Genomic DNA, 23,070 nt, shown 5'->3' on the forward strand with positions numbered 1-23,070 from the left:
GGTCCGTGTCAGTCGCGCAGGCTGCGGGGCCGCATGTCGACCCACACCCGCTCGATGTGCTCGATGCAGTCCTCCTCCGGGCCCCGGGTGCCCTCGGCCGACCACCCGGCTGGCAGGGGCCGCTCCCGCGGCCAGATCGAGTACTGCTCCTCGTCGTTGACCACGACGAGGTACTGCCGTTCGGTGGGCTCGGTCATCGCTGTGTCTCCCTCAGCGGCTCGTGTGGTCCGGGTCGGCCGCTACGAGGGCGGCGATCTCGGCTTCGGTCAGCCCCGCGACTTCGGCCACGATCAGGTCCTCCACGCGGGCTGCCACCGCGCGGACCGTGGGGTGCTCGAAGATCAGCCGGATGGGGATGTCGGCGGCGAACGCGTCGCGCATCCGGTTGACCGCCCTGGTCACCAGCAGCGAGTGCCCACCTGACGCGAAGAAGTCGTCGTGGGCGCCGAGTTCGCGCACCCCGAGCACCTCGGCCCAGATCCGTGCCACGGCCACCTCCGCGTCCCCGCTGGGTGGGACGTGCGGCCGGTCGTCCGCATCGTCCGGGTCGGGCGGTGGCAACGACCGACGGTCGGTTTTCCCGGACGGTGTCCTGGGCAGGTCCGGCAGCAGCACGAACACCGCGGGCACGGCGGCGGGCGCGAGCCGCTCGGCGGTGAACTCGCGCAGCGCCGCCTGCACCGCGTTGGTGGGTTCGGCGGCCCCCACGGCCGCGTACGCGACCAGGCGGCGTTCACCCGGCATCGGCTCCCAGACGGCGGCGGCGGCGTCCGCCACCCCGGGGAACGCCCGCACCGCGGCCTCGACCTCACCGAGCTCGATCCGCACCCCGCGCAGCTTCACCTGGTGGTCGTCGCGCCCCCGGTAGCGAAGCACGCCATCGGTCCCCACCCTGCCGAAGTCCCCGGTCCGGTACATCCGGCGCCCGGGCGACCACGGATCGGGCACGAACACGCGGGCGGTGCGACCGGGCTGTCCCAGGTAGCCCCGGGCGAGACCGATCCCGCCGATGCACAGCTCACCGAACGCGCCGGGCGGCACCGGCCGCAGTGAATCGTCGAGCACGTACACCGCCTGGTCCTCCATGGGACGGCCGAGCGCGACGGCCTCGTCGCCATCGGCGTCGGCCGGGACGCACACGTGGTGGGTGGAGTCGATCGACACCTCCGTGGTGCCCCAGTGGTTGTTGAGCGAGCAGTCCAGACCCGCGAACCGCTCGTGGAAGAGGCGGACGGCCGAGGGCGGCAGCCGGTCGCCGTCGGACACCAGGTTCCGCAGCGCGCCGAGCTCGGACCTGTGCTCGGGACGGATCTCCTCCAAGAACAGCGCCAGCATCCCCGGGACGAACTGCAGCCACACGACGCCGTGGTCGGCGACGGCCGCCAGCAGGGCGCGCGGGTCGCGGTGCAGGCCGGGCGGCAGCACAACGGTTCGCGCCCCGTGCATGAGCGGCCAGAAGACCTCGCGGGCCACGTCGTCGAAGGTCAGCGGGGTTTTGAGGAGCACCGCATCGCCGGGAGCGAGCAGGTAGCGCAGCTGGAGGTCGACCATCTGGCCGACCCACCCGGCGTGGGTGCACCCGACGGCCTTCGGTTCGCCGGTGGACCCCGAGGTGAAGTAGACGGCGCACAGGTGGTCCGGTCGCACCTCGGGCAGCGCGGGCCCGGCGAGCCCCGCTTCGACCAGCGTGGCGACGTCCACGCGATCCGGGCCGTCGGTGGCCGGTTCCGCGCCGCCCGCGACGATGCAGATCCGGGCTCCGGCGGTGGACAGCAGGCGAGCGAGCCGCGGTGCGGGCGTGTCGGGTTCCAGGGGCACGTACGCGCCGCCCGCCTTCAGCACGCCCAGCAGCACGGCCACCAGGTCGGCGGACCTCTCCACGAGAACGCCCACCGGCACGTCCGGCCCGACACCGCGAGCGACCAGGCCGCGTGCGATGGCCTCGGCCCTGGCGTCCAGTTCGACGTAGGTGAGCCGGGTGTCGCCGTCGACCACGGCCTCCGCCGACGGCGTCCGCCGCACCTGCTCGGTGATCAGCCGGTGCAGCACGTCCGGGGCCCGCCCGGAGGCGCCGCCGTCGGCCGCTGTGCGTAGGAGGACCAGGTCCGGGCGGTCCAGCATGGGCACGTCGTCCACCCGCAGCGTCGGGTCGGCGGCGACGGCCGAGAGGAAGCGGACCAGGTGCTCGGCGAACCGGGTCACCGTGTCCACCTCGTACAAGGCGGTGTCCCACTCCACGTACAGGTCGAGCCCGCCCTTGGTCCGGTGGAAGTCCAGCGACAGGTCGTACTTGGCGCCGCTGCCCGGGGTCGGCACCTCGGCCACGGTCAAGCCGTGCAGCCGGGGCGGCACCAGCGGGGTGGTGTGGTCGACCAGGACCTGGAACAGCGGAGTGCGGGACGGGTCCCGCACCACCCCCGTCTCGGTCACGACGGTGTCGAACGGGACCGTCCGTGCCTCGTAGGCGTCCAGCGCCGTGGCTCGGACGCGGTCGACCAGCTCGCCGAACGCCGGGTTGCCCGAGACGTCCCCCGCGACCGCCACCATGTTGAGGAACGGACCGATGACCGGAGGGCCGCCTGCCCCCGGGCGGGTGGACGACGAACTGCCGGTGGTCACGTCGGTTCGACCGCTGTAGCGGTAGAGGACGGCGTGCGCACCCGCGAGCAGGACCATGAACAGGGTCGCGGCGTGCGTCCGGCCCACCTCGCGCAGACGGGCCACGGTTTCCCCGGCGACGGGGAACGCGGTGCTGCGCCTGCCGTGGCCGCCCCGCGTCGGGGGTCTCGGGTGATCCGGGGGCAACTCGAACGGCGCCCGACCCGTCAGCGCCGCCGAGTACCGCTCCACCGCGGCCGGACGAACCGCCGCGGTGGCCTCGGCGGCGACGTCCCGGAACTGGCGGACCGGCTGCAGCGGCACCCCTCCGGGACCGTCGTCCACCAACCGGTTGTAGAGGGCTTCCAGCTCCAGGTAGAGCACGCCCAGGGATGCCCGGTCGATCGCCACGTGGTGGACTGTCACGCAGAGCACGTGCTCCTCCGGTCCGAGCCTCAGCACGCGTGTCCGCATCGGCGGTTCCGCGGCGAGGTCGAGCGGCGCCGCCGCCACGGCCCGCAGGGTGTCGTCGAGGTCGTCGGGGGAGGTGTCGGCGACGATGAACCGGAACTCCTCCAACCGCCTGCGCAGTCCGACGAGGGCGCCGCCGTCTTCGGTGATCGAGGTGCGCAGGACCTCGTGCCTGGTGACGATCCCGGTGAGGGCGAGCCGGAGCGCTTCGAGGTCCAACGGGCCGGTCAGGCGCAGGAACGTCGTGCTCAGGTAGACCGCGCTCGCCGGGGTGAGCTGGTCGGCCAGCCACAGCACGTGTTGGTTCCTGGGCACCGCGACCCGGTCCGCGACAGCGGGCGTCATCCGGGCCATCACCGGGTGGTGAAGTAGCGGACCATGCGGTCGATGCCGTCCTCGTACCGGGCCGACGTGTAGGACAGCCGCAGTGTCGTGGGCAGTCCGAAGTCCGCGCCGGGCACGGTCGCGACGGCGGTTTCGCGCAGGATGTCGACGGCCAGGGTCAGCGAGTCGGGGATCCGGTGCTCCTCCATGTGCTCGGCGCAGTCCAGGGTCAGGTAGAAGCCGCCGCGCGAGCGGATCGCGGTGACTCCGGGCACCGGGGCGAACGCGCGCACGGTGTAGTCGCGGCGCCTGCGGTAACGACCGACGATCTCCGCCAGGCCGTCCTGGTGGTCCAGTGCGGCGATCGCACCGAACTGGGGTACCGGGTCCGTGGTCAGCAGCGTGTGGTGCTGCACGACGGTCAGCGGCTCGACCAACTCCTGCGGGACCAAGGCGTACCCGACCCGCCGGGCGTACATGCGGTGGCCCTTGGAGAAGGCGTTGGTGACCACGATCGGTGAACGGGTCCCGGTCAGTTCGACCGCGGAGAACGGGACGTCGTCGAAGTGGCAGTTGTTGTAGATCTCGTCGCTGATGATCACCGCACCGCCGTCGACGATGCGGTCGACGGCCGCGAACTCCTCCCGGCTGACGACGTTGCCCAGCGGGTTGCCGGGCGAGTTCACCACGACGATCCGGGTGCGGTCGGTGATCGCTCCGGCCAACGAATCGAGATCGATCCGCAAGGTGTGCGGGTCGATGCGGTAGTACCGCACGGTGGCACCCGCCAAGCGGGCGGTGAAGGTGTAGAGCGGGTAGTACGGCATCGGCACCAGGACTTCGTCGCCGGGCCCGGCGAGGAGCTGGTTCAGGTTGCGGAACGCCATGCTGGTACCGACGCTGACCACGAACCGCTCCGGGTCCAGGGTCACGTTGTGCCGCTTCTCGTACTCCACGGCCAGCCGTTCGCGCAGCTGCGGCAGGCCACCGGGGAACACCAGGGAACTCTTCGCGTGGTCGGCTGCGGCTTCCAGCATGGCGTCGACGATCGGCGCGGCCGGGGGTTCCTCCACCTTGCCCAAGGTGAGCCGGACGACGTCGTCCCGCGTTCGTTCGATCTGTTGGGCCATCCCGTCCAGCACGAACATGAGGAACCGCTCGTCGGCGAAGGACACCGGTAGCCGGGACTGGAGGGAGAGCGGCACTCGATCGTTCATCATTCACCTCTCGGGAAACGGGTGGTCTGCACGGGGCGGCGGGCCTCCGGCGTCGTGGCCGAGGGACCGCGAGGCTCGTGCTCGCCCCCTTCGCGGGTGGGCCAGTGGCGGTCGAGCACGGCGGCGAGCGCGGCGGCGTCGGTGAGGAACGAGAAGTGGTCACCGTCGACCACCTCCGTCCCCCACCAGGTATCGGTGACGGCTTCCCACGACGCCAAGCGGGCCGCCGGGACCACGGGATCGGCTGCTCCGCCGATCGCGACCACGGGTGTGCGCGTGCGTTCCGCGTGGGTGTCCACGTAGGTCCCGCCCGCGGCCAGGTCGGCGCGCAGAGCGGGGAGGGTGAGCCGCATCAGGTCGTCGTCGGCCAGCAGGTCGGGCCGGGTTCCGCCGCGTGAGCCGAGGAAAGCCAGCAGCGCGGTGTCGGACAGGTCCTCGGGGTGGGTGGGCAGGTCACCCCTGCCCGGGGCGGAACCGCCGCAGACGACCAGCCCGGCGACCGGGAGTGCCATGCCCTCCAGGGTGCGGGCGACCTCGTACGCGAGCAGCGCGCCGAAGCTGTGCCCGAACAGGACGACCGCGTGGGCGTCGGGGGCCAGCGCGGCAGCGGTGGCGGTGGCCATCGCGCGCACCGACCGGGCGTGTGGTTCGCGCAGCCTGGGACCACGGCCGGGGTACTGGACGCCGAGCACGGCACGGGTCCCGGCGAGGCCGGTCGCCAGGGCCCAGCCCGCCGATGCGCTCGCTCCGGCTGGTGGGAAGAACACCACCCCCGGCTGGGCGTCGGGTTCGGTGCGGCCCAGCCGGCGCAGCCACGGCGAGCCGGTCACCGGGTCGCCTCCCGGGCCAGCAGGTCGACGCGGTGGGCGAAGTCGGCGAACCCCGGGTGGTCGAACAGGGCGCGCAACTCGGGCCGCACCCCCAGTTCGGCCTCGATGCGGGCGCAGATCGCCAGCGCGGTGGCGGAATCACCACCGAGGTCGAAGAAGTCGTCCCCGTCGGTGACGTCGGTGTCGAGGCAATCGCGCCAGACCGACCGCACCACGCCTGCCGACCTGTGTCGATCGTCGTTGACCACGGCTTGGTTCCTCTTCTCGCGGGTTACAGGGACGCCGGGAACGGGTGTGCGGCCCGGGGCTGGTAGCCCGGCTCTCCCGGGACGCCGTCGTCGGGCAGGCAGCGGTCGACCCACACCGAATCCGACAGGGCGGCGCAGGCGCGCCGCGTTCGGTCCAACCGATCCGGGTAGGAGGGGTCGTCGGCAGCGAGCAGCACTCCGAGCGCGGTTCCGCTGTGGGCGGCGACGACCCCCAGCCCACCGACCGCCCGGCACACCTCGATCATCTCGTCGAGGAATCGCTTGCGGCACAGCCGCTGGTTCATCAGGGCGCTGCGGGTCGCCACCTCACCGATGAGACCGACGTCGCCTGCGGCGACTGCGCCTGTCACGGTGGCGAGCAGGCGCTCGTAGGTTCGCATCGAGGCCGCGGTGAAGTGCTTGGGCTGCCGGTTGAAACCGACTGTTTCGACTTCCCCGCCTTCATCGACACCGACCACGACCATCGGCGGCAGGTGCCCGAGCATCGCGCGCAGCCGCACCTCGCGGTGGTGGAAGGCCACCACGCCCGGGTACATGACGCCGTCGGAAGGCTCGATGTCGCGCATCAGGTCCTCGATGGCCTCCGGCGTGGGCACGTCCCCCAGCGCCAACCCGGTGGCGCGTGCGGTGGCCACCAGGTCGGCCGACGAGCTGGCCAGGCCCTTGCCCTCGGGCAGGTTGCCGTCGAGCAGCAGCAGCCCTCCGCCACCTCGACCCGACCGGACCAGCATCGTCCTGACCAGGGTCAGGGCTTTGGACTTGTGCCGCGGCCGGACGACGACGTCGTGGGCGCCCGGATCGTGGTGGAAGGACGCGGTGCTCCACCGCGCGATGGGCATGGTCACGAGGAAGTCGGAGCCGTCGGGCAGGGCACCCTGCAACAGCTCGCCGAACGTGCCGAACGCCGAGGCGGTGCCGCTGCGTTCGCCGGTGCCGATCCTGCGGGACACCGGGTCGCCCAGCCGGGTCACGGCCGACCTCTCCCGCCCAAGGCGCGGTCGACGCCACCCGCAACCGCTTCCAGCGCCCGGCGCAGTCCGGCGACCTGGTCGGCCAGCGTGGCGCGTTCAGTGGTCTGCGCGGCCAACAACTCGGCCGTCCTGTCCGGGTGCGCCGCCCCCGCGGAGGCTCGGCGGAGCAGCTCGCCGGCCGGGTCGAGTGCGTCTGCGAGCAGCCCCCCCGGGTCGGTCAGGTGGTGGCCGTGCGCCTCGGCGATGGTGCCGAGCAGGTCACCGGCGACGGCCTCCCCGTCACGACCGGCCGCGTGGGCGACGGACACGAACCGGCCGGCCAGGACCTGGGCCTCCCGCCACGGCACGCCCGCGTCCAGGGTCAACCGGTTGGCCAGGGAGAACCCACCGAGGTACTCCTCGGCGCATCGGCGTCGGGCGTGCTCGGTGCGGAACACCAGTTCGTCGAGGACGTGCGTCCACAAGCGCAGCAGCGATCCTGCGGTCCCGAGCGCCCCGACCAGCCCGGCGGTGCTCTCCTTGGACACCTCGACGGTGTTGCTGTACGGCGTGTTGCGCTGGGTGAGCGCGACGTCGACGTACCACGACGTCAGGTGCGCGGCCCGGCCGCGGATGCGTTCGAGCACCGGGTAGTTCTTCTTCTGCGGCATGGCGGAGGAAATCCCGGCCAGGGCATCGGGCAGCTCGACCAACCGGTACTCGCTCCCGGACCACGCCATCAGGTCGGTGACGAACCTGCTGGCGCCGACCGCGAACGTCGAGCACTCGGCGGCGACCTCCAGCACCCACGACCGGGACGCCACGCTCACCAGGGCGTGCGGTTCCGGCCCGGAGAAGCCGAGCAGCGCGGCCATCCGGTCGCGATCCCAGGGCAGTTCCTGCCCCGACATGGCCCCCGCGCCCAGCGGGCAGCGGGCCATGCTCTCGTGGACGGCCAGCAGCCGCCGGGCCGTGTGCAGCAGGTGCGAGACGACGGCGGACAGGTGGAACGCGGGCGTGACCACCTGTGCCGCCTGCAGGTGGGTGAAGCCGGGGAACGGGTCGGTCAGGTGGCGACCGGCGGTGCGCAGCGCGGCGGCGGCGCAGGCCAACAACTCGTCCAGCACGTCCAGCACACCGTCTCGCCCGGCCATGAGCGCCACGGTGGCCTGCAGGTCGTTGCGACTGCGGTCGACGTGCCAGGCGGGGGCGTCGACCTGGTCGGCGACCCGCCGCTCCACGGCGAGCGCCAGGTCGGAGAGGTTGCCACCCGGGTCGGCGGTCACCCCCTCGGCGGCGATGCCGTCGAGCGCGGCTACGACTCGTTCCGCGGCGGATCGGTCCAGCACGCCCAAGCGGACGTACTCGGTGAGCAGCACCTTCTCCACGACCAGGTGGTGCCGCAGCAGGTGGTCGGCGTCGTGGTGGAACTGCGGGTTCAGCACCTCGCGGCGCCACACGTCGTCCGGGTGCCCGCTGACCCGGCCGCTGAGCGGGGTCGCGCTCCCCGAAGTCGCGGTCATCGGCCGCTCCCGCTCTCGCGCGTACCGGCCACCCGACGCCAATCGGGGTCGTACCCCGCGACGTGGGCCAAGCCGACGCTGGTGGCCAGCGACACCGCGTCCGGCACGTCGCGCCGCGCCGAGGGCAGCACCGTGCCGTCGCGGTGGTCGGCCACGAGCAGGTCCTCCACGGACGCTGTCAGCGCGGCCTGCGGCCCCAGTTCGACGAACAGGGGCCGGCGGGCGTCGGCCGCGGCGGCGCGGCAGGCGGCGGCGAACAACACCGGCGAGCACAGGTGCGCGGCCCAGTACGCGGCGCCGAGTTCGGGCCCGCGCACCACGCGGGCCAGGACGGTCGAGTACATCGGGATGTCGGTGTCGGTGGCTTCCAGCGCCGTCAACCGGGACACCAGCTCGGGCACGGCGGAGGCGACCCTCGGCGAGTGCGAGGCGGCACCTGCCTTGAGCTTGCGGCAGAAGACCTTGCGCGCGAGCAGTGGCTCGACGACCTCCACGAGCGCCGCCGGATCGCCGCACAGGGTGACGAAGTGGTCGCTGTTGACCGCCGCGACGAACACCCGGTCCGCGTACGGCGCAACGGCCGCCCGCGCGGTCCGCTCATCCGCCTGCACCGCCCACATGTCACCGGAATCCGCCATGGACTCCAGCAGTTCGCCTCGGACGCACACCAAGGCCGCCGCGTGGTCGACGGTGAGCGCCCCGGCGGTGACGGCGGCGGCGATCTCGCCCATGCTGTGACCGATCACGGCGTCGGGCGCCACGCCCCAGTGCCGCCAGAGCGCGGCGAGCGCGACCTGCAGCGCCCACAGCACGGGTTGGACGCGGCCCTCCCCCTCGATGTTCGCGGACCCGCGCACCGCGTCCAGGAGCGACCACCCGGCGTGCCGTGCCACGGCGGCGTCGCACTCGTCGAGGGCCTCGGCCACGACCGGTCCTGCTGCGAGGAGTTCGCGGCCCATCCCGGCCCGCTGCGCTCCCTGACCTGGGAAGACGAACACCACGCGGTCGGGGGGACCGGGACGGGGGCCGGAGCCGGTCGTCGGGAGCGCACGCAGCGCAGCGGCCAGTTCGGCGCTGTCACGGCCGACGACCGCACCGCGGCACGGGTGGTGCGCGCGCTCCGCGGCGGTACGGCACACGGTCTCGGGACCGTGTGCGTCCAGCAGGTCCGCGTACTCGCCGGCCAACGCCGTGAGCGCGGCGGGATCGGGTGCGGACAGCGGCAGGACGTGCGGGAAGGGGGTGGGGAGGGCGGTGCCCGGCTCGACGGGCGCGGCGCGGGTGATCATGGGTGACCTCCGAGGTCCACCGTGGCCAGCCGCAGCTCCGAGGTGTACCGGCGCCCCGCAGCGTCGCGCAGCCACAGGTGGTCCGCCCCCGGTGCCATCTCGGTGAGGCGGACGGTCCGATCGCCGGTGAGATCCGCGCTGCGGATGGCCCTGCACAGGACATTGACGAGCAACGGACTGTCGAAGTCGACGTAGATCGGTTTCTGCTGACCCTGCACCTTGGCGAACACGTGCCGGGGCAGGCCGTGGTCGCGCCACCAGTGCCGGGTCCGGGCGTAGCGGTCCGCCTCGTCGCGGACGGCGGCGAACCCGAGCGCAGTGGCCGGGAACGCCCACGACTCGCGGGTGACGACGAGTCTGTCGACGGTGAGGCGGGGTGTGTGCGGGACGTCCCCGAAGATGTCGAAGCGGTCGCCGACGAGGTTCATGAGCATCTCGGCGAACACGTCGAGGACGTCGAACCGTTGTCCCTCCACGGTGACGTGGACCCCGTCGGCGTCGCTGCCGACGACGAGGTCGGCGGCACGCAGCAGCCCCGGCCGCGCCGGGTCCTCGGTCTGGTCGAACAGCGCGACCAGGAAGTCCCGGTCGCGGATCAGGGCCGGGCGGGTGCGGGCCGAGAGACGCCCGGACTCCTTGGGCAGCACGGGGTGCAGCCGGGGCCTCGGGTCCTCGGCGTCCAGGCAGGCGAACAGTTCGTCCCGCTCGGGGTGGAAGGCGACGCCGACAGCGTTGCGCAAGGTGTTGACCGCGATGTGGAACTCGCCCAGGACCAGCGTGAAGTCGCCACGCCGGAACGCCTCGTCGTCCGCGGCGGACACCATGACGTCCGGGCTGCAGTAGCGCGCGGCCGTCCACCCCGCCTTGGGCGCCGCGAACACCTCGGCCACCGGGCCGGCGAGGTCCGCGCCGCGGTACGCCAGGGAGGGGGTGTCGGCGGGCTCACCCAGGACGGTCCGCCAGCGGAGCCGGAACTCCGCGTCCACCGCGTCCGCGAGGACTCGACCTTCGTCGTGCACCAATGGCATGGCGGTGCTCCACAGCCACGCCAACGTGGGAGCGGAGCCGTGTTCGGCGGTGTACTGGTGGACCAAGTCGCGCATTCGCTCGGCGAGCGCCTGCCCGATCCGGTGGGTGTACCAGCGGACGCTGCGGAGCAGGAGTTCGACGGGGGAGAGCGCCGTCAGGAAGTCCTGGCCCATGACCGGTGTGGCAGCCCGCAGCGCGTCGAGGAAGACCAGGGTCCGGCCGCCGTACATCTTGCCGTGGTTGCGTCCCGGCTCGCTACCGGTCACTTCCCGGAAGACCTCGTCCAGGCCGACCAGCGCCAGCGCCAGCTTGTCCGGGTCGTCCTGGGCCTCGCGCACGGTGTCGCGTGCGGCTTCCAGCCGGTCAAGACCGATCTCGACGGCATCGCGCAGCGTCCCGTCCCCGATCCGGGCGAGGAGCGCCCGCAGCGCGACCTCCGGCCTCAGCCCGGCGGGCACCTCCAAGCGCCAGGTGAGGACCCTCTTGCGACAGAGCCGGTCCAGCATCGCGTAGACGTCGTCCTCGGTGGCCAGGCCGGGCGCGGTTCCGGCCAGCTCCCCGGCGATGCGGTGGGCGGGGGTGGTTCCGTCGCACCGCGCGAGGACCGCCGCATCCGACGCGGACAGGGTGAGGGGCCGCAAACCGGGCAACCGGACCTCGGTTCCCCCGACTTCGGCGAACGCCCGTCGATAAGGGGGCATCCAGCGTCGGACTCGTTCATCGGTGCCGATCAGGGCGGCGAGCCGATCGACGGCCCAGGACTCGAAGAAGATCTCGGAGCGCTCGACCAGCGCCGGGCCGTTCGTCACCGCCGACGTGGGCGTCGAGGGGTCGCACCGACCCCAGCCGACCGGGCCGAAGAAGCCGATGGTGTCGTTCTTGACGCAGTAGCGCTGCCAGTAGTTGGCCATCCGCTCCTCTTGCTGGCGGTAGCGCGCGTTCCGGCCATCGGCGACCGGGTCGCGCCGCAGGAACGACCCGAGCCCGCCCTCGGCCGCCCGGTGGTTCTGCCACACCAGGGCGCGGCGGAACCCGGCTGTCCCGGTGACCTCCTGCAACCGGAGGGTCAGCGTCGACATCGCCTCGGCGAAGCGCTCGCGGTAGGCGGCCCGATCCACGGGCGTGGTCGCGCGGTCCGCGGCGGCGGCGAGGTCGGGCGCGGCCAGGGCCGCCACCCCGGACGCCGGGAAGCCCGGCGCCCTGAGCAGGAACGGGCGCCACAGTGCCCAATCGTCGCCGATCCGAACGTGGGTGGCGGCGGTGGGGTCACCCACGGGGCGCATCGTGATCCGCCGGGTCGACGAGCACGCTCGTGATCTCCTCGGTGATCTCGTCCACGGTTCGCAGCATGAACAGCGTCGAGACGGGCAGCTTCACACCGAGCAGGTCGCGTATCCCGTGCACCACGTCGACGCCCTTGACGGAGTCGCCACCGTGGTCGAAGAAGTCGTCCTGGGCGGTGAACGCGGTCGAACCGAGCACCTCGCGGTAGATGCCGAGGACGGCGAGCCGGATTTCCTCGGTCGAGACGGCCTGGTCGTTGGTCATCGCACGGCCTTCCAGGTCAGGAGATGTAGACGAAGTAGGACTTGAGCGCGGGCATCAGCACCTTGAGCGGGATGCGTCCGCAGACCCCGAGTGCGAACAGCAGGTTGTAGCGCAGGTTCTGGATCGGCATCCCGTCCTTCACCGCGAGCACCGAGCGCACGGCACTCACCGGGTCGTGCCAGTCGATGTTGAACGACACCGACGCGCTCAGCGAGGTGACCTTGTGGAGGGTGCCCGGTGGCATGTAGAGCACGTCGCCCGCCTCGACCACGCGCGTCGTGGTCTGGACTCCCTCGAACCTGGGGTTCTTCTCGTAGTCCGGGGCGTCCGGGTCCACACCGGACCACCGCCAGTTGTAGGTGTACGCCCGGTCCCGGTCCTCGGGCGCCACCATGACGAACCGCTTGCTGCCGTGGAACTGGAAGAACAGGTTGTGGGTGAGCAGGGTGTCGAAGTGCAGCGGCGTGACCGCCCGGGACGGTCCGACGAAGAACTGGGGGAACTCCCACCACTGCTTGGCGAAGAAGGACGGCAGCAGCTCGGCGGGAAACGGCTTCAGTTCGTCCCTCAACCGCGGCACCATCGCCAGCAGCGGCACGTCGTGCAGGTAGGCGGGCGGCTCCCGCTCCGCGCGCACCTCCTCGGGCAGTGCCTCCCACTCCAGCACGGACGCGCAGTAGTCGGCCATCCTGACCGAGGAGGTCCTGCCATCGGCCACCCGGCCGACCTTGAGCCTGACCGGCAGGTCCGGTGCGATCTCGGCGAAGTAGGGCAGGCTCCACGAGCGGGTGGCCGGCAGGTGCGCGAGCGCGCCCTTCATCAGAACCGGGCGCTTGTTGACGTAGTCGCGGTAGAACTCGGCTGGAGACAGGTCGGATCGGACGTCAGCCGACCAGGTCGGCGCGGTAGCGGACATGCGGACTCCCAGCAGGCTCGGATCGAGCGGTCGAGTCGTGCAGGATCGAAGCGACGACGTCGACCGCGTGGTCGACGTCCGCCGTATCGACTCCCAGGTGCGTGACGGCCCGGATGCGTCCCGGACCGAGTTCAGCGAGGTCGATCCCGTGCTCGCGAGCGGCGCCGATGAGCGCTGTGCTGTCCCACCCGTGCGCGGTGACGCGGAAGAAGACCATGTTGATGTCGGCGTCGCCGTCGAGGGTGATGCCCGGGATCGCGGACAACCCCTCGGCCAGGCGACGCGCGGTGGCGTGGTCCTCGGCCAACCGTCCGCGATCGCGGAGGCCGACGAGGCCCGCTGCCGCGACCACGCCAGCTTGGCGCATGCCGCCGCCGAGCATCTTGCGCACCCTGCGGACGCCGGCGACGAACGCCTCCGGACCGACCACCACGGAACCGATCGGGGCGCCGAGACCCTTGGAGAGGCAGAACTGCACGCTGTCGGCGTGCGCGGCGATGTCGGCGGCATCGACGCCGGTCGCGGCGGCGGCGTTGAAGATGCGGGCGCCGTCGACGTGCACCGGAACGCCGTGTGCGTGGGCGAAGGCGGCGGTGTCGGCGAGATACGCCTGGGACAGCACCTTGCCGCCCGCGTGGTTCTGGGGGTTTTCCAGGCACAGCAGGGCGGGCAGGGCGAACTGCGGGTCCCCTGGATCGGTGGGGAACGCGGCAACCAGGGCGTCCGGGTCGAGCGAGCCGTCGTGGAGGTTGGGCACCGGGTGGTAGACCACGCCGCCGCAGACCGATGCGCCACCCGCCTCGTAGACGTAGATGTCCGACTGCTCACCGACGATCACCTTCGTACCGCGCGGGCAGTGCACGAGGATGCTCGCCAGGTTGGCCATGGTCCCGCTCGGCAGGTAGCAGCCGGCCGGTTTCCCCAGGACCGAGGCAGCCTCTGCCTCCAGCGCAACCACCGTCGGGTCCTCACCGTAAACGTCGTCCCCGAGCGGTGCTGCGGCCATCGCGGCCATCATCTCGGCTGTCGGCAGGGTGAAAGTGTCACTGCGCAACTCGATCCGACGCCCAGCTCGTCCGACGTCCTTCACCAAGCCCTCGCCCACGACCACCTCCGGTGTCGGTGTCCGTCGCAACGGACTCTCCGACACCACAGTCGGGTGCGCGGCGATCAGCGCCCTGTCCGCCCGCTATCACCGTGCCGGGATGAGGGGCCGATGGTCGGATCAGGATCGAGGGGCAGCGGGGATTCCACGCGAGGTGGACGAGGTCGCCGCCACGCCGTCCGTGACCTGTTTCGGGCTGTTTCGGGCTGGACGGAGGTGGACTGCCGACGCGCACCCGAGCCTCCGCCCGAGTCGTGGACGCGGGTCTCGTCCACCACCCCGCGGGGGCGGCCGAATGGGAAGGTCCGCCGCGGTGCCGATGGGTGGGCTCCCCGGAGTGGTTCGACGACGGTGATCCGGTTTTCGCGTTGTGGCCGCGCCAGGTTGACCGAGGATGTCGACCCGATTCGCGGGCGGCCCGTGGTGTCGTCCCAGTGGTGGTTCCGCGCCGGCGCCTGCCGCAGAGCCCGGACCTGGAAAATGTCCAGCAGGCCGGGATGGTTGAGGCCGAGGTGTTCGAGCAGGCCGTCGTGCGCATGATCGGCGACGCGGGCGGGTTTCCCCAGGGCCGCACGCACCCCCATCGCCGCCGTACCACCGGGATTACCGGCTCGCGCCCTCCGCGCGGTGAACTCCTCGATCTCCGTCAAGCACCCGGGACCAACCGGTCACCCTCCGCGACACACCGACTGTTCCGAGATCACCGGCAGGGTCAGGCTGAGCCCTTGTACCGCTCATGCCCTCCTACCGATATGGGTGGAGTTGTCGACAGGCACGAAGTCGCCGTCCCGGAAAGTTCGCGGCGCCGGCGCTCGACGACCGACAAGTCCGGGAATTCGCGCCGTGCCGCGACATCAGCACGCAGGACCAGCCGGTGACGGCCAGCAGGTGGTACCCCCGGGGGTGGCAGCGCGACGTACAGGTCCCGGGACGGCACGGGGAGAGGTTGACCACGACCAGGTGCCGCGTATCCGGCCCGATCCGGGACCAGGCCAGGAGGATCTCGCACGTCCGCCGGGTCGAGGTCCATGACGCCGGAGCCGCCGCGGTCGTCGCGACGGCACTCGTGCGCCACCCGGTCGGGGACTGTTTCAAGATCGGCCCTGGCGCACTTCCGGTGCTGACGATGAGTAGCCGGTCGCGGCCGTGACCTTGCGGTGGAGATCGATGCCCTTGTCGGGAAGGTGCTTTCGGGCTGTCGACGCCCTCGTCATCGCAGGCCCGGGGCGCCGGAAGGCACGGCGACAACCCGGATGCGGACCGCGACCACCGCTCTCTGCCACGCACCCAACGACCGAAACCGACAGTCCGGAAATGCCGTCCCCACAAAGGGATTGGCGCCCATCGCAAGATCACGACCCGACCGGCTGCTCACCGTCACCACCGAAAGTGCGCCAGAGCCGATCACGAGATAGACCCGTTCCCGGCCGCGCCGGCCTGGCTCTCCCGATGGGGACCCGACGCGCTCGCCGCCCGACTCCGCGACAGCACCACGCGCGCCGTCGCGGAACTGCGGGCTGTCACGTAGTCGATCCTGTCGTCCGTGCAGTTCACGCGGCATGGTGGTACCCGTCGAGGATGCCCCGTCGTTGCCGTCGGGGGAGGAGGGAAGCCTTCGGGGAGTTCTCCTGCGGGGGCGCGGGGGCCGTTGAGCGGTGGCGGTGGACGCGGGTGCTCAGCCCACGGCGATTCCGCGGGCCTTGAGGGTGGCCTCGGCGTCGGGGGCGGCCATCATGGCCTCGTCGCCGCCGTGGATCACGCGGAGGTTGGGCAGCAGGTCGAGGTCGTCCAGTGAGGTGACGTCGAAGAGGTCGTCCTCCCCGTCCCAGAAAGGCGAGCACTGGTGGTAGATCTCCAAGCCGCCGTCGGTGGTCAGTTCGTCCACAGTGGCCAGCTGCTCGGGGGTGATCTCCAGATCGGTGAAGTACTGGCGGGCTTCTTCGAGGACGGTGTGCAGCAGGTCCTGTTGGTGCAGGTACTTCCACAGGTCGCCGGTGGCGCCCTTGGCGTGGAGGACGTCGGCGATCCGGAAACGGGGCTGGATCACCTTGTCCTGGTACATGAGCTTGTCGATGACCAGCAGCTTGAAGTTGAAGTCGCGGAACATGTCCCACTGTCTACCAGGCCACCCCGACAATCCGGGCGGTCGACACCACCTTCCGATCGGCGGACCAAGCGGACCCGGTACCGGCTTGAGCCGGCCGGGGCTTTCTTCGCCCGCGCCGCACCGGACATCGAGCCCGGACCGCGGTAATGCCGGCCTTTCAAGATCTGCATTCGTTTGCGGCCCGCTGTGCGCGGCAACCTGAATTCCGGGTCCTTGTCAGGGGTTCGTGGTCATGCGATCATGAGGAGGTGAAGATTCTCATCATTGGGGGCTCGATATTCCTCGGATGGTCTTTCGCGCAGGAGGCAATCGATCGCGGACATTCTTTGACCTTGTTCAACCGAGGAAAATCCGGACCCGAAATACGGGGGGCGAAGAATCTTCGGGGTGACCGGGAGGATTCGGCCGACCTGGAGGTCCTCGCCGCCGCGGGACCGTGGGACGCGGTCATCGACACCAGTGGTTCCCAGCCCCGCACCGTCGGGCGGTCGGCCCGAGCCCTCAGCGGCAGGGCGGGCGCTTACCTGTTCGTGTCGTCCGTCCACGCCTACGCCGACTGGCCCGCCGGCCCCGTCGACGAGCAGTCGGCGCGCCACCCCTGCCCGCCGGACGCTGCCGTTGACGAGGTGTCCGGCAACGTGCTCAAGGCAGGGTGCGAGCGAGCTGTCGAGAAGTACTTCGAAGGTGACACCTGCGTCCTCAACCCCGGACTGATCACAGGTCCCCGCGAGACTCCCGGACGGCTGCTGTGGTGGCTGGAGCGCATGGCTCGCGGCGGTGAGGTCGTTGCGCCGGGCCGCGCCGAGCAGCCGGTCCAGCTCATCGACGCCCGGGACGTCGCGGCGTTCGGTCTCGACCTGCTGGAGAGGGGCGCCGCCGGGCGGCACCTGGTCACCGGTCCCAACGGCACCACGACCTTCGGTGAGCTGCTGGACCTGTGCGCGCGGGTGACCGGAGCCGGGGCACGACCGGTGTGGGTCGCCGAGGACTTCCTCGTGGACCAGGGCGTGGGGCCCTGGACCGAGATGCCGTTCTGGGCGCCGGAGCAGCCCGCCATGGCGGGTGCCTGGGCGGCTTCCCCGGCGAAGGCCGTCGCCGCCGGGCTGCGCTGCCGCCCGCTGGCCCGGACGGTCGCGGACACCTGGGAGTGGTTGGGCGAGCGCGGCCCGTCCGAGACCCCCTACCGGCAGGGCGACGCCGTGCTCGGGATCGACCCGGTGAAGGAGCGCGGAGTACTCCGCGCATGGCGGACCGAGGTGGGCGACTGATGACCGGACAGGAACCCGGTGCGCCGCGCGACCTGTACGACTGGTTCGCCGCGTCGGCACGGGAGCACGGCGGGCTCGTCGCCCTGGAGGTCGGCGGGGAACGGCTGACCTATCGCGAACTGGACGGCCTGGCCGTGGAGCTGGCCGAGGAGATCCTGACCGCGTGCGGTGGTCGTGCTCCGCGTCGGGTGGGCCTGACGACGACGCCGGGCACGTCGACCTACGCGGCGTGCCTGGCGGCGTTGCGCCTGGGCGCGGCCGTGGTCCCGCTCAACTCGTCCTTCCCCGCGGCACGGCTGACGCACATCGCGCGGGCCTCCGGTCTGGACCTGCGCCTGGTCGACCACACCCCGGCGCCGGAGGTCCCGGACGTACCGGTCCTCCGCCTGTCCGCGGACCTCCTGGCGCGGCTGCGCCGAGGCGAAGCGGTGGGGGAAGTACCGCCCCGGGTCGAAGCACCCGCGGGGGATGCCGCGTACGTGCTGTTCACCTCGGGGTCCACCGGCACCCCCAAGGGCGTACCGGTCGCGCACCGCAGCATCGACGCCTTCCTGCGGTACGTCATCGACCGCTACGCGCTCGGGCCCGGCTGCCGGATGGCCCAGAACAGCGGCCTCGCGTTCGACGCGTCCGTCCTCGAACTGTTCGGCGCCTGGGGCTCGGGCGCCACCCTGGTCGTCCCGCCCCGGAGCGAACTGCCCAAACCGGCCCGGTTCGTGGCCCGTGAGGGGATCACGCACTGGTTCTCGGTACCGTCCGTGATCACGATGGCGGACCTGACCGGAGGTCTCGCCCCCGGTTCGATGCCCTCGTTGCGCTGGAGCCTGTTCGGGGGCGAGCAGCTGACGGTGCAGCAGGCCAGGGCGTGGCGCAGGGCCGCGTCGCAGAGCGTTGTGGAGAACGTGTACGGGCCGACCGAGCTGACCATCCTCTCGACGCAGTACCGGCTGCCGGAGCGGGTGGAGGACTGGCCGCGCACGGTCAACGGCACCCTGCCCATCGGCCTGGTCTACCCCCATCTCGACCACCAGGTCGTGGACGATCGGGGCAGGCCCTCCGACGTGGGCGAGTTGCGCCTGCGCGGCGTGCAGCGGTTCGCCGGGTACCTCGACGAGGACGACAACCGGGGACGGTTCCTGGACGACTCGGGGCGTCCCGTGGAGACCGCCGGGCGGTACGTCCCGGACGAGGAGCACTGGTACCGCACCGGAGACCTGGTGCAGGTGCTGGACGACGGGGTCCTGGTGCACCTGGGGCGGCTCGACCAGCAGGTCAAGGTCATGGGCCAGCGGGTGGAGATCGGTGAGGTCGAGGCGGTGCTGCGCGAGCAGGACGGTATCGGTCAGGTCGCGGTCGTGGCCCTGCGCGGCGAGGACGGGCAGACGCGGCTGGAGGCCGCGTACACCGGAACCACCCGGTCTGTGGCGCAGCTGCGGCAGGCGCTCTCCGAACGCCTGCCGCGCTACATGGTGCCGCTCCGGTTCACCCACCGGACCGAGCTGCCGATGAACCACAACGGCAAGCTGGACCGCTTGGTGCTGGCGCGGCAGCTGGCCGCGTCCCGGGACTGATCCGGGCGCGGGCGCGGGGGCGAAGGGCCGGTGGGCTCCCGGAACCGGGAGCCCACCGGCCCTCCCGCGTGCCGCGGGCCTTCACCCGGGGGCCTCCACCAGCGCGCCGAGCGTCTTCCAGAACAGCGGCCAGTCCTGGGTGAAGTACATGTGGCCGCCCGGCACGTCCACCACGGTGGTCTCGGCGGAGGTGTGCTCGGCCCAGCGAGCCGCGTCCTCGTACGGCACCAGTTCGTCCTCGGTGCCGCGCAGGACGCTCACCGGCACGGTCAACGGGCCGCCGGGTGGAGGGGCGTAGCCGTCCTGGACCTCCAGGTCGGCGCGGAGCGCCGGGAGCAGCAGTTCTCGCAGCTCCGGCTCGTGCCAGGCTTCGTGGTCGTAGCCCACGAGCCCGCGCAGTCGCGCGACGAACGCGTCGTCGTCCAGCAGGGCGCCGTCCATCCGGGGGCGGGCCACGTCGGGCGCCGCCGCCCCGCTGACCACCAGGCGCTCGGGCAGCCGCGCTCCGTCGGCGGCGAGCAGCCGGGTCGTCTCGTACGCGAGCAGCGCGCCGAAGCTGTGCCCGAACACGGCGAACGGACCGGTTCCCGCCGCTTCCCGGACCTGGTCGGCGCAGACGCGGGCGGCAGCCGCCATGGTGGTGCAGGGTTCCCGGACGAACCACTCGTCCCGTCCCGGCAGCTGGACCGGAACGACCCGGAACGGCAGGCCGGGCTGGTTCTGCCACGGCCGGAAGACCCCGGCCCCACCTCCGGCGTAGGGCAGGCACATCACGGCGATCGTCATCGTGACTCCAGGGGAGTGCGGGAGGAGGGAGGGGGCGCGCCCCGGGGACTGCGGCACGGGGAGCCGTCGGGGTGGTCAGCGGCGGGACCGGCCCGCCCAGCCGCTCAGGGCCCGGGCGCGGCGCGCACCGCGCTGCGAGCCGTTCGGTGCGTCGGCCGGTGCCGGGTTCCGCCCTCCACCGGCGGGAGCCCCGGCACCGTCGGGGCGAGCGTCGTCGAGGCCGTCCAGGAACCCGGCCAACGTCCGCACCCTGGTGTACCGGAACAGGTCCGCCGCGTGCAGCGAGGGGTAGCGGGACCGCAGCAGGGTCAACACCCGGAGTATTCCCGAGGACGTGCCGCCGAGTTCGAAGAAGGTCGCCCCGGTGTCGGTGACCGGTTCGCCCAGGACCCGCTCCCAGGACCGCAGGACCGCGGCAGCGGCCGTCCCGGGCAGTGCGGGGGCGGCGGGGTCCACCACCTCGGCACTCGCGGCGGCCCAGCCGGCGAGGACCCGCCGGTCGAGCTTGCCGTTGGGCGAGCGGGGCAGGTCGGCCACGCCGTGCCACTGGGTGGGCAGCATGGCCCCGGTGAGCCAGTCCGCCGTGCCGCGCCGCAGCTCCGCCGCGACGGCGGCGGGCAGCGGGCGGGGCGACGGGCCCGCTCCGGGGTCGTCCTCGCGCACGAGGAAGGCGATGACGCCGGTGTGGTCCGGCAGCGGGGCGACGGCGGCGTCCCGGACGCCGGGACGCCGGCGCAACGTGGTCTCGATCTCCCCGGTTTCGACGCGCTGCCCGAGGATCTTGACCTGTTCGTCGGCCCGGTGGAGGAACTTGAGGCCGGTGCCGGGGGTGAAGGACACGACGTCGCCGCTGTGGTAGCCGGTGACGCCACCGGCACGGGGCAGTGCGGGGAAGCGCTCGGCGGTCAGGTCCGGGCGCCGCCAGTAGCCGTCACCCACGCCGGTGCCCGAGATCAGCAGGTCGCCGGGGCACCCCGGTGGCAGGTCACGGCCGCCCGCGTCCACCACGTGGCAGCGCACGCCCGGCAGCGGCAGGCCGATGTGCACCGGTGCGCCGGGGACGACCCGCCACAGCGTGGTGTACACGGTGGCCTCCGTCGGTCCGTAGCCGTTCAGGACCGGACCGGGGACGAGACCGGCGAGGTCGTCGGCGAGGTCGTCGGCGAGCGGCTCGCCCCCGACCAGGAGGCCGCCGAGCCGGGCGAGGAACGCGCGCCCCCGCGGGGAGGCGGTGTGCAGCCGGGCGGCGGACGGGGTGCACTGGTAGAACGCGCCGTCGGGGTCCGGTACGTCCTGGAGCACCGTGCGGTGGCTGGTCACGTGCACCGTGCGGCCGTTGGTCAGCGGCCAGACCAGCTCGACGAGACTGATGTCGAAGGAGGGACTGGTGCCTGCCAGGACCACGCCGGGGCCGTCGGCGAACTCGGCGTCGAAGGCGGCGAACAGGGCGCACAGGTTGTCGTGGCGGACGACGGCGCCCTTGGGGCGGCCGGTGGACCCGGAGGTGTACATGACGTACGCGGGGGCGTCGGCGGCGACGTCCGGCCACTTCGCCGGGGCCGGTGAGGAGGAGTCCGGGGCCAGTGTCCGCAGGCCGGGCAGCAGGGGGGCCCTGGCGATCAGCGCGGCGGGCTCGGCGTCGCGCAGGACGTAGCGCAGCCGTTCGGCGGGGTGGTCGGGGTCCAGCGGCACGTAGGCGGCACCCGCCCACCAGGTGGCCAGGACCGCGACGACCAGGTCCGGTGAGCTGTCCAGGTGGATCCCGACCCGGTCCCCCGGGCGCACGCCCGCCGCCACGAGGGCGGCGGCCAGGGCTCGGACGCGGTCGGTCACGGCGGCGTAGTCCAGTTGTCCGGTGCCGCTGCGGACGGCGACGGCCGCCGGGTCGGACTCCGCCCTGGCCCGGACGAGGTGGTGCACCGGCACGGTCGCGGTGGCGACCGGGGGACCCGTCAGCGCCGCGAGTTCGGCGCGTTCCCGCGCGCCGAGGAGGTCGTGCGCGGTCAGCGGCCGGGCCTCCGGAGCGGTCAGCGCGTCGAGGGCCGTGACGAGGTGGTCCAGGAAGCGCTCCGCGACGCGGGCGTCGAGGGCCGGCCGGGGGTGGGCGACGACCAGGTGCTTCCCGCCGTCGGGGGCGTGCAGCAGGGTGACGCTCAAGTCGTACTCGACCTGGTCGGACTCGGGCGGTTCCACCCGCCACCGCAGACCCGCCGCGTCGACGGTCTCGGTGTGCAGCTCGCCCTGGGTGCACAGCAGCTGGGTGAAGGGCTTGCGGTCGGGGTGGCGCGGTGCGCCGGTCACGGCGAGGATGTCCTCGATCGGCAGGTCAGCGTGCTCGACCGCGTCGAAGAGAGCTTCCAGGGTGCGGTCGAGCAGGTCTTCCGTGGTGGCGCCGGCCAGGTCGACGCGGATCGGGATGGTGTTCTGCAGACAACCGACGACCGAGACGCCGCGGGTGTCCCGCTCGGCCCCGCTGACCGTGGCGACGACGATGTCGTCGGTGCGCCCGTACCACCCCGCGACCCAGGCCAGGGCGCTCATCACCTGGGTGAACGCGCTCGCCCCCGTCTCCGCCGCGCGGCGGGACATCCGGTCCACGAGGGTGTCGGGCAGCCGCGTGGTGAGCGACGCGCGGGTGCGGTCCGCGCCGGGCGTGAGCTGCGGCAGGGCGCAGTCCTCCGGTGCCTCTTCGAGCGTGGTCGTCCAGAACCGCCGCAGCAGGTCGAGGCGTTCGGCGGACAGGACGACCTCGGGCGGCTCGGCGTCGGCGAGTTCGCCCGGCCCCAGCCCGTGGGCGGTCGTCAGCGAGGACAGCAGGGCGGGGGCGGAACCGTCGTCGAAGACACCGTGGTGCACGGCGAAGAGCAGGTGTGCCCGGTCGGCGCGGTGCAGGACCGTGATCCGGCACAGCGGTGCACCGGAGTGGTCGAAGGGGGCGCCGAGCCTGGCCACGTGGTGTTCGAGGGCCCGGTGCGCCGACTGCTCGTCCTCCGGCAGGGGGTGCACGGCGAGCGGGACCTCGGGCACCGGGTGGACGCGCTGAACGAGGCCCTCGGGCTCCACGTGCAGGGAGACCCGCAAGGCCGGCTGGGCGCGCAGCACAGCGCGCACGGCGGTCAGCAGCCGGTCGATGTCCACCGCTCCGGAAACGGCCAAGGAGTGCACGATGGCGGGCCGGGGCTGCTGCACGTCGAGCACGAAGAAGCGGAGCTGCCCCGGGGTCGCGGGTTTCTGCATTCGGAGTCCTTCTCGATCTGCTCGGGTTCCCC

17 protein-coding genes are annotated in these 23,070 nt (G+C 72.4%); 2 read left to right on the forward strand and 15 right to left on the reverse strand.

Features of this window, described 5'->3' with window-relative positions:
- Positions 1 to 8 precede the first annotated feature (8 nt).
- From ACRAKJ_RS13375 to ACRAKJ_RS13435, 13 genes are all read right to left on the reverse strand, one after another.
- A complete protein-coding gene (locus ACRAKJ_RS13375; protein ID WP_438920391.1) occupies positions 9 to 197 on the reverse strand; it encodes an MbtH family protein in 189 nt (62 codons plus the stop codon).
- Positions 198 to 210: 13 nt separating this feature from the next.
- On the reverse strand, positions 211 to 3,414 hold the full coding sequence (locus ACRAKJ_RS13380; RefSeq protein WP_438920390.1) for an amino acid adenylation domain-containing protein: 3,204 nt from the start codon (positions 3,412 to 3,414) through the stop codon (positions 211 to 213).
- Positions 3,415 to 3,422: 8 nt separating this feature from the next.
- The gene (locus tag ACRAKJ_RS13385; protein ID WP_438920389.1) at positions 3,423 to 4,610 is read right to left on the reverse strand and encodes an aminotransferase class I/II-fold pyridoxal phosphate-dependent enzyme; all 1,188 of its coding nucleotides are present in this window, start codon (positions 4,608 to 4,610) and stop codon (positions 3,423 to 3,425) included.
- Positions 4,610 to 5,440, reverse strand: a complete 831-nt coding sequence (locus tag ACRAKJ_RS13390; protein WP_438920388.1) for an alpha/beta fold hydrolase — start codon at positions 5,438 to 5,440, stop codon at positions 4,610 to 4,612. Before ACRAKJ_RS13390 ends, ACRAKJ_RS13385 begins: the two co-directional genes overlap by 1 nt.
- Positions 5,437 to 5,655: a phosphopantetheine-binding protein gene (locus tag ACRAKJ_RS13395; RefSeq protein WP_438920387.1), complete on the reverse strand. Its 219-nt coding sequence runs from the start codon at positions 5,653 to 5,655 to the stop codon at positions 5,437 to 5,439. The genes ACRAKJ_RS13390 and ACRAKJ_RS13395 overlap by 4 nt, the downstream gene beginning before the upstream one ends.
- Before the next feature lie 56 nt (positions 5,656 to 5,711).
- The gene (locus ACRAKJ_RS13400) at positions 5,712 to 6,680 is read right to left on the reverse strand and encodes a GHMP family kinase ATP-binding protein (protein WP_438920386.1); all 969 of its coding nucleotides are present in this window, start codon (positions 6,678 to 6,680) and stop codon (positions 5,712 to 5,714) included.
- On the reverse strand, positions 6,677 to 8,182 hold the full coding sequence (locus ACRAKJ_RS13405) for a lyase family protein (protein ID WP_438920385.1): 1,506 nt from the start codon (positions 8,180 to 8,182) through the stop codon (positions 6,677 to 6,679). Before ACRAKJ_RS13405 ends, ACRAKJ_RS13400 begins: the two co-directional genes overlap by 4 nt.
- On the reverse strand, positions 8,179 to 9,471 hold the full coding sequence (locus ACRAKJ_RS13410; protein WP_438920384.1) for an acyltransferase domain-containing protein: 1,293 nt from the start codon (positions 9,469 to 9,471) through the stop codon (positions 8,179 to 8,181). The genes ACRAKJ_RS13405 and ACRAKJ_RS13410 overlap by 4 nt, the downstream gene beginning before the upstream one ends.
- Complete coding sequence (locus tag ACRAKJ_RS13415; RefSeq protein WP_438920383.1) at positions 9,468 to 11,774, reverse strand: lantibiotic dehydratase; 2,307 nt, start codon at positions 11,772 to 11,774, stop codon at positions 9,468 to 9,470. Before ACRAKJ_RS13415 ends, ACRAKJ_RS13410 begins: the two co-directional genes overlap by 4 nt.
- Positions 11,767 to 12,048 (reverse strand): phosphopantetheine-binding protein, encoded by a 282-nt coding sequence (locus ACRAKJ_RS13420; protein WP_438920382.1) that lies wholly within the window; start codon positions 12,046 to 12,048, stop codon positions 11,767 to 11,769. Before ACRAKJ_RS13420 ends, ACRAKJ_RS13415 begins: the two co-directional genes overlap by 8 nt.
- A 16-nt stretch (positions 12,049 to 12,064) precedes the next feature.
- Positions 12,065 to 12,964 (reverse strand): cupin-like domain-containing protein, encoded by a 900-nt coding sequence (locus tag ACRAKJ_RS13425; protein ID WP_438920381.1) that lies wholly within the window; start codon positions 12,962 to 12,964, stop codon positions 12,065 to 12,067.
- The gene (locus ACRAKJ_RS13430; RefSeq protein WP_438920380.1) at positions 12,933 to 14,069 is read right to left on the reverse strand and encodes a GntG family PLP-dependent aldolase; all 1,137 of its coding nucleotides are present in this window, start codon (positions 14,067 to 14,069) and stop codon (positions 12,933 to 12,935) included. Before ACRAKJ_RS13430 ends, ACRAKJ_RS13425 begins: the two co-directional genes overlap by 32 nt.
- A 1,675-nt stretch (positions 14,070 to 15,744) precedes the next feature.
- Entirely contained in the window at positions 15,745 to 16,176 is a 432-nt protein-coding gene (locus ACRAKJ_RS13435) for a DUF6892 domain-containing protein (RefSeq protein ID WP_438920379.1), read from the reverse strand.
- Between the two features lie 146 nt (positions 16,177 to 16,322).
- Between ACRAKJ_RS13435 and ACRAKJ_RS13440 the strand changes: the two genes are divergently transcribed.
- Positions 16,323 to 17,444, forward strand: a complete 1,122-nt coding sequence (locus ACRAKJ_RS13440) for an NAD-dependent epimerase/dehydratase family protein (protein WP_438920378.1) — start codon at positions 16,323 to 16,325, stop codon at positions 17,442 to 17,444.
- Positions 17,444 to 19,015: an amino acid adenylation domain-containing protein gene (locus ACRAKJ_RS13445; RefSeq protein WP_447008956.1), complete on the forward strand. Its 1,572-nt coding sequence runs from the start codon at positions 17,444 to 17,446 to the stop codon at positions 19,013 to 19,015. Before ACRAKJ_RS13440 ends, ACRAKJ_RS13445 begins: the two co-directional genes overlap by 1 nt.
- Before the next feature lie 81 nt (positions 19,016 to 19,096).
- On the opposite strand, the gene ACRAKJ_RS13450 is transcribed toward ACRAKJ_RS13445, so the two are convergent.
- Positions 19,097 to 19,801, reverse strand: coding sequence for an alpha/beta fold hydrolase (locus ACRAKJ_RS13450; protein WP_438922734.1), 705 nt, complete (start codon positions 19,799 to 19,801; stop codon positions 19,097 to 19,099).
- 75 nt (positions 19,802 to 19,876) lie between these two features.
- Entirely contained in the window at positions 19,877 to 23,038 is a 3,162-nt protein-coding gene (locus ACRAKJ_RS13455; RefSeq protein ID WP_438922735.1) for an amino acid adenylation domain-containing protein, read from the reverse strand.
- Positions 23,039 to 23,070 lie beyond the last annotated feature (32 nt).

It is taken from the genome of Saccharothrix sp. DSM 118769 (assembly GCF_052936295.1).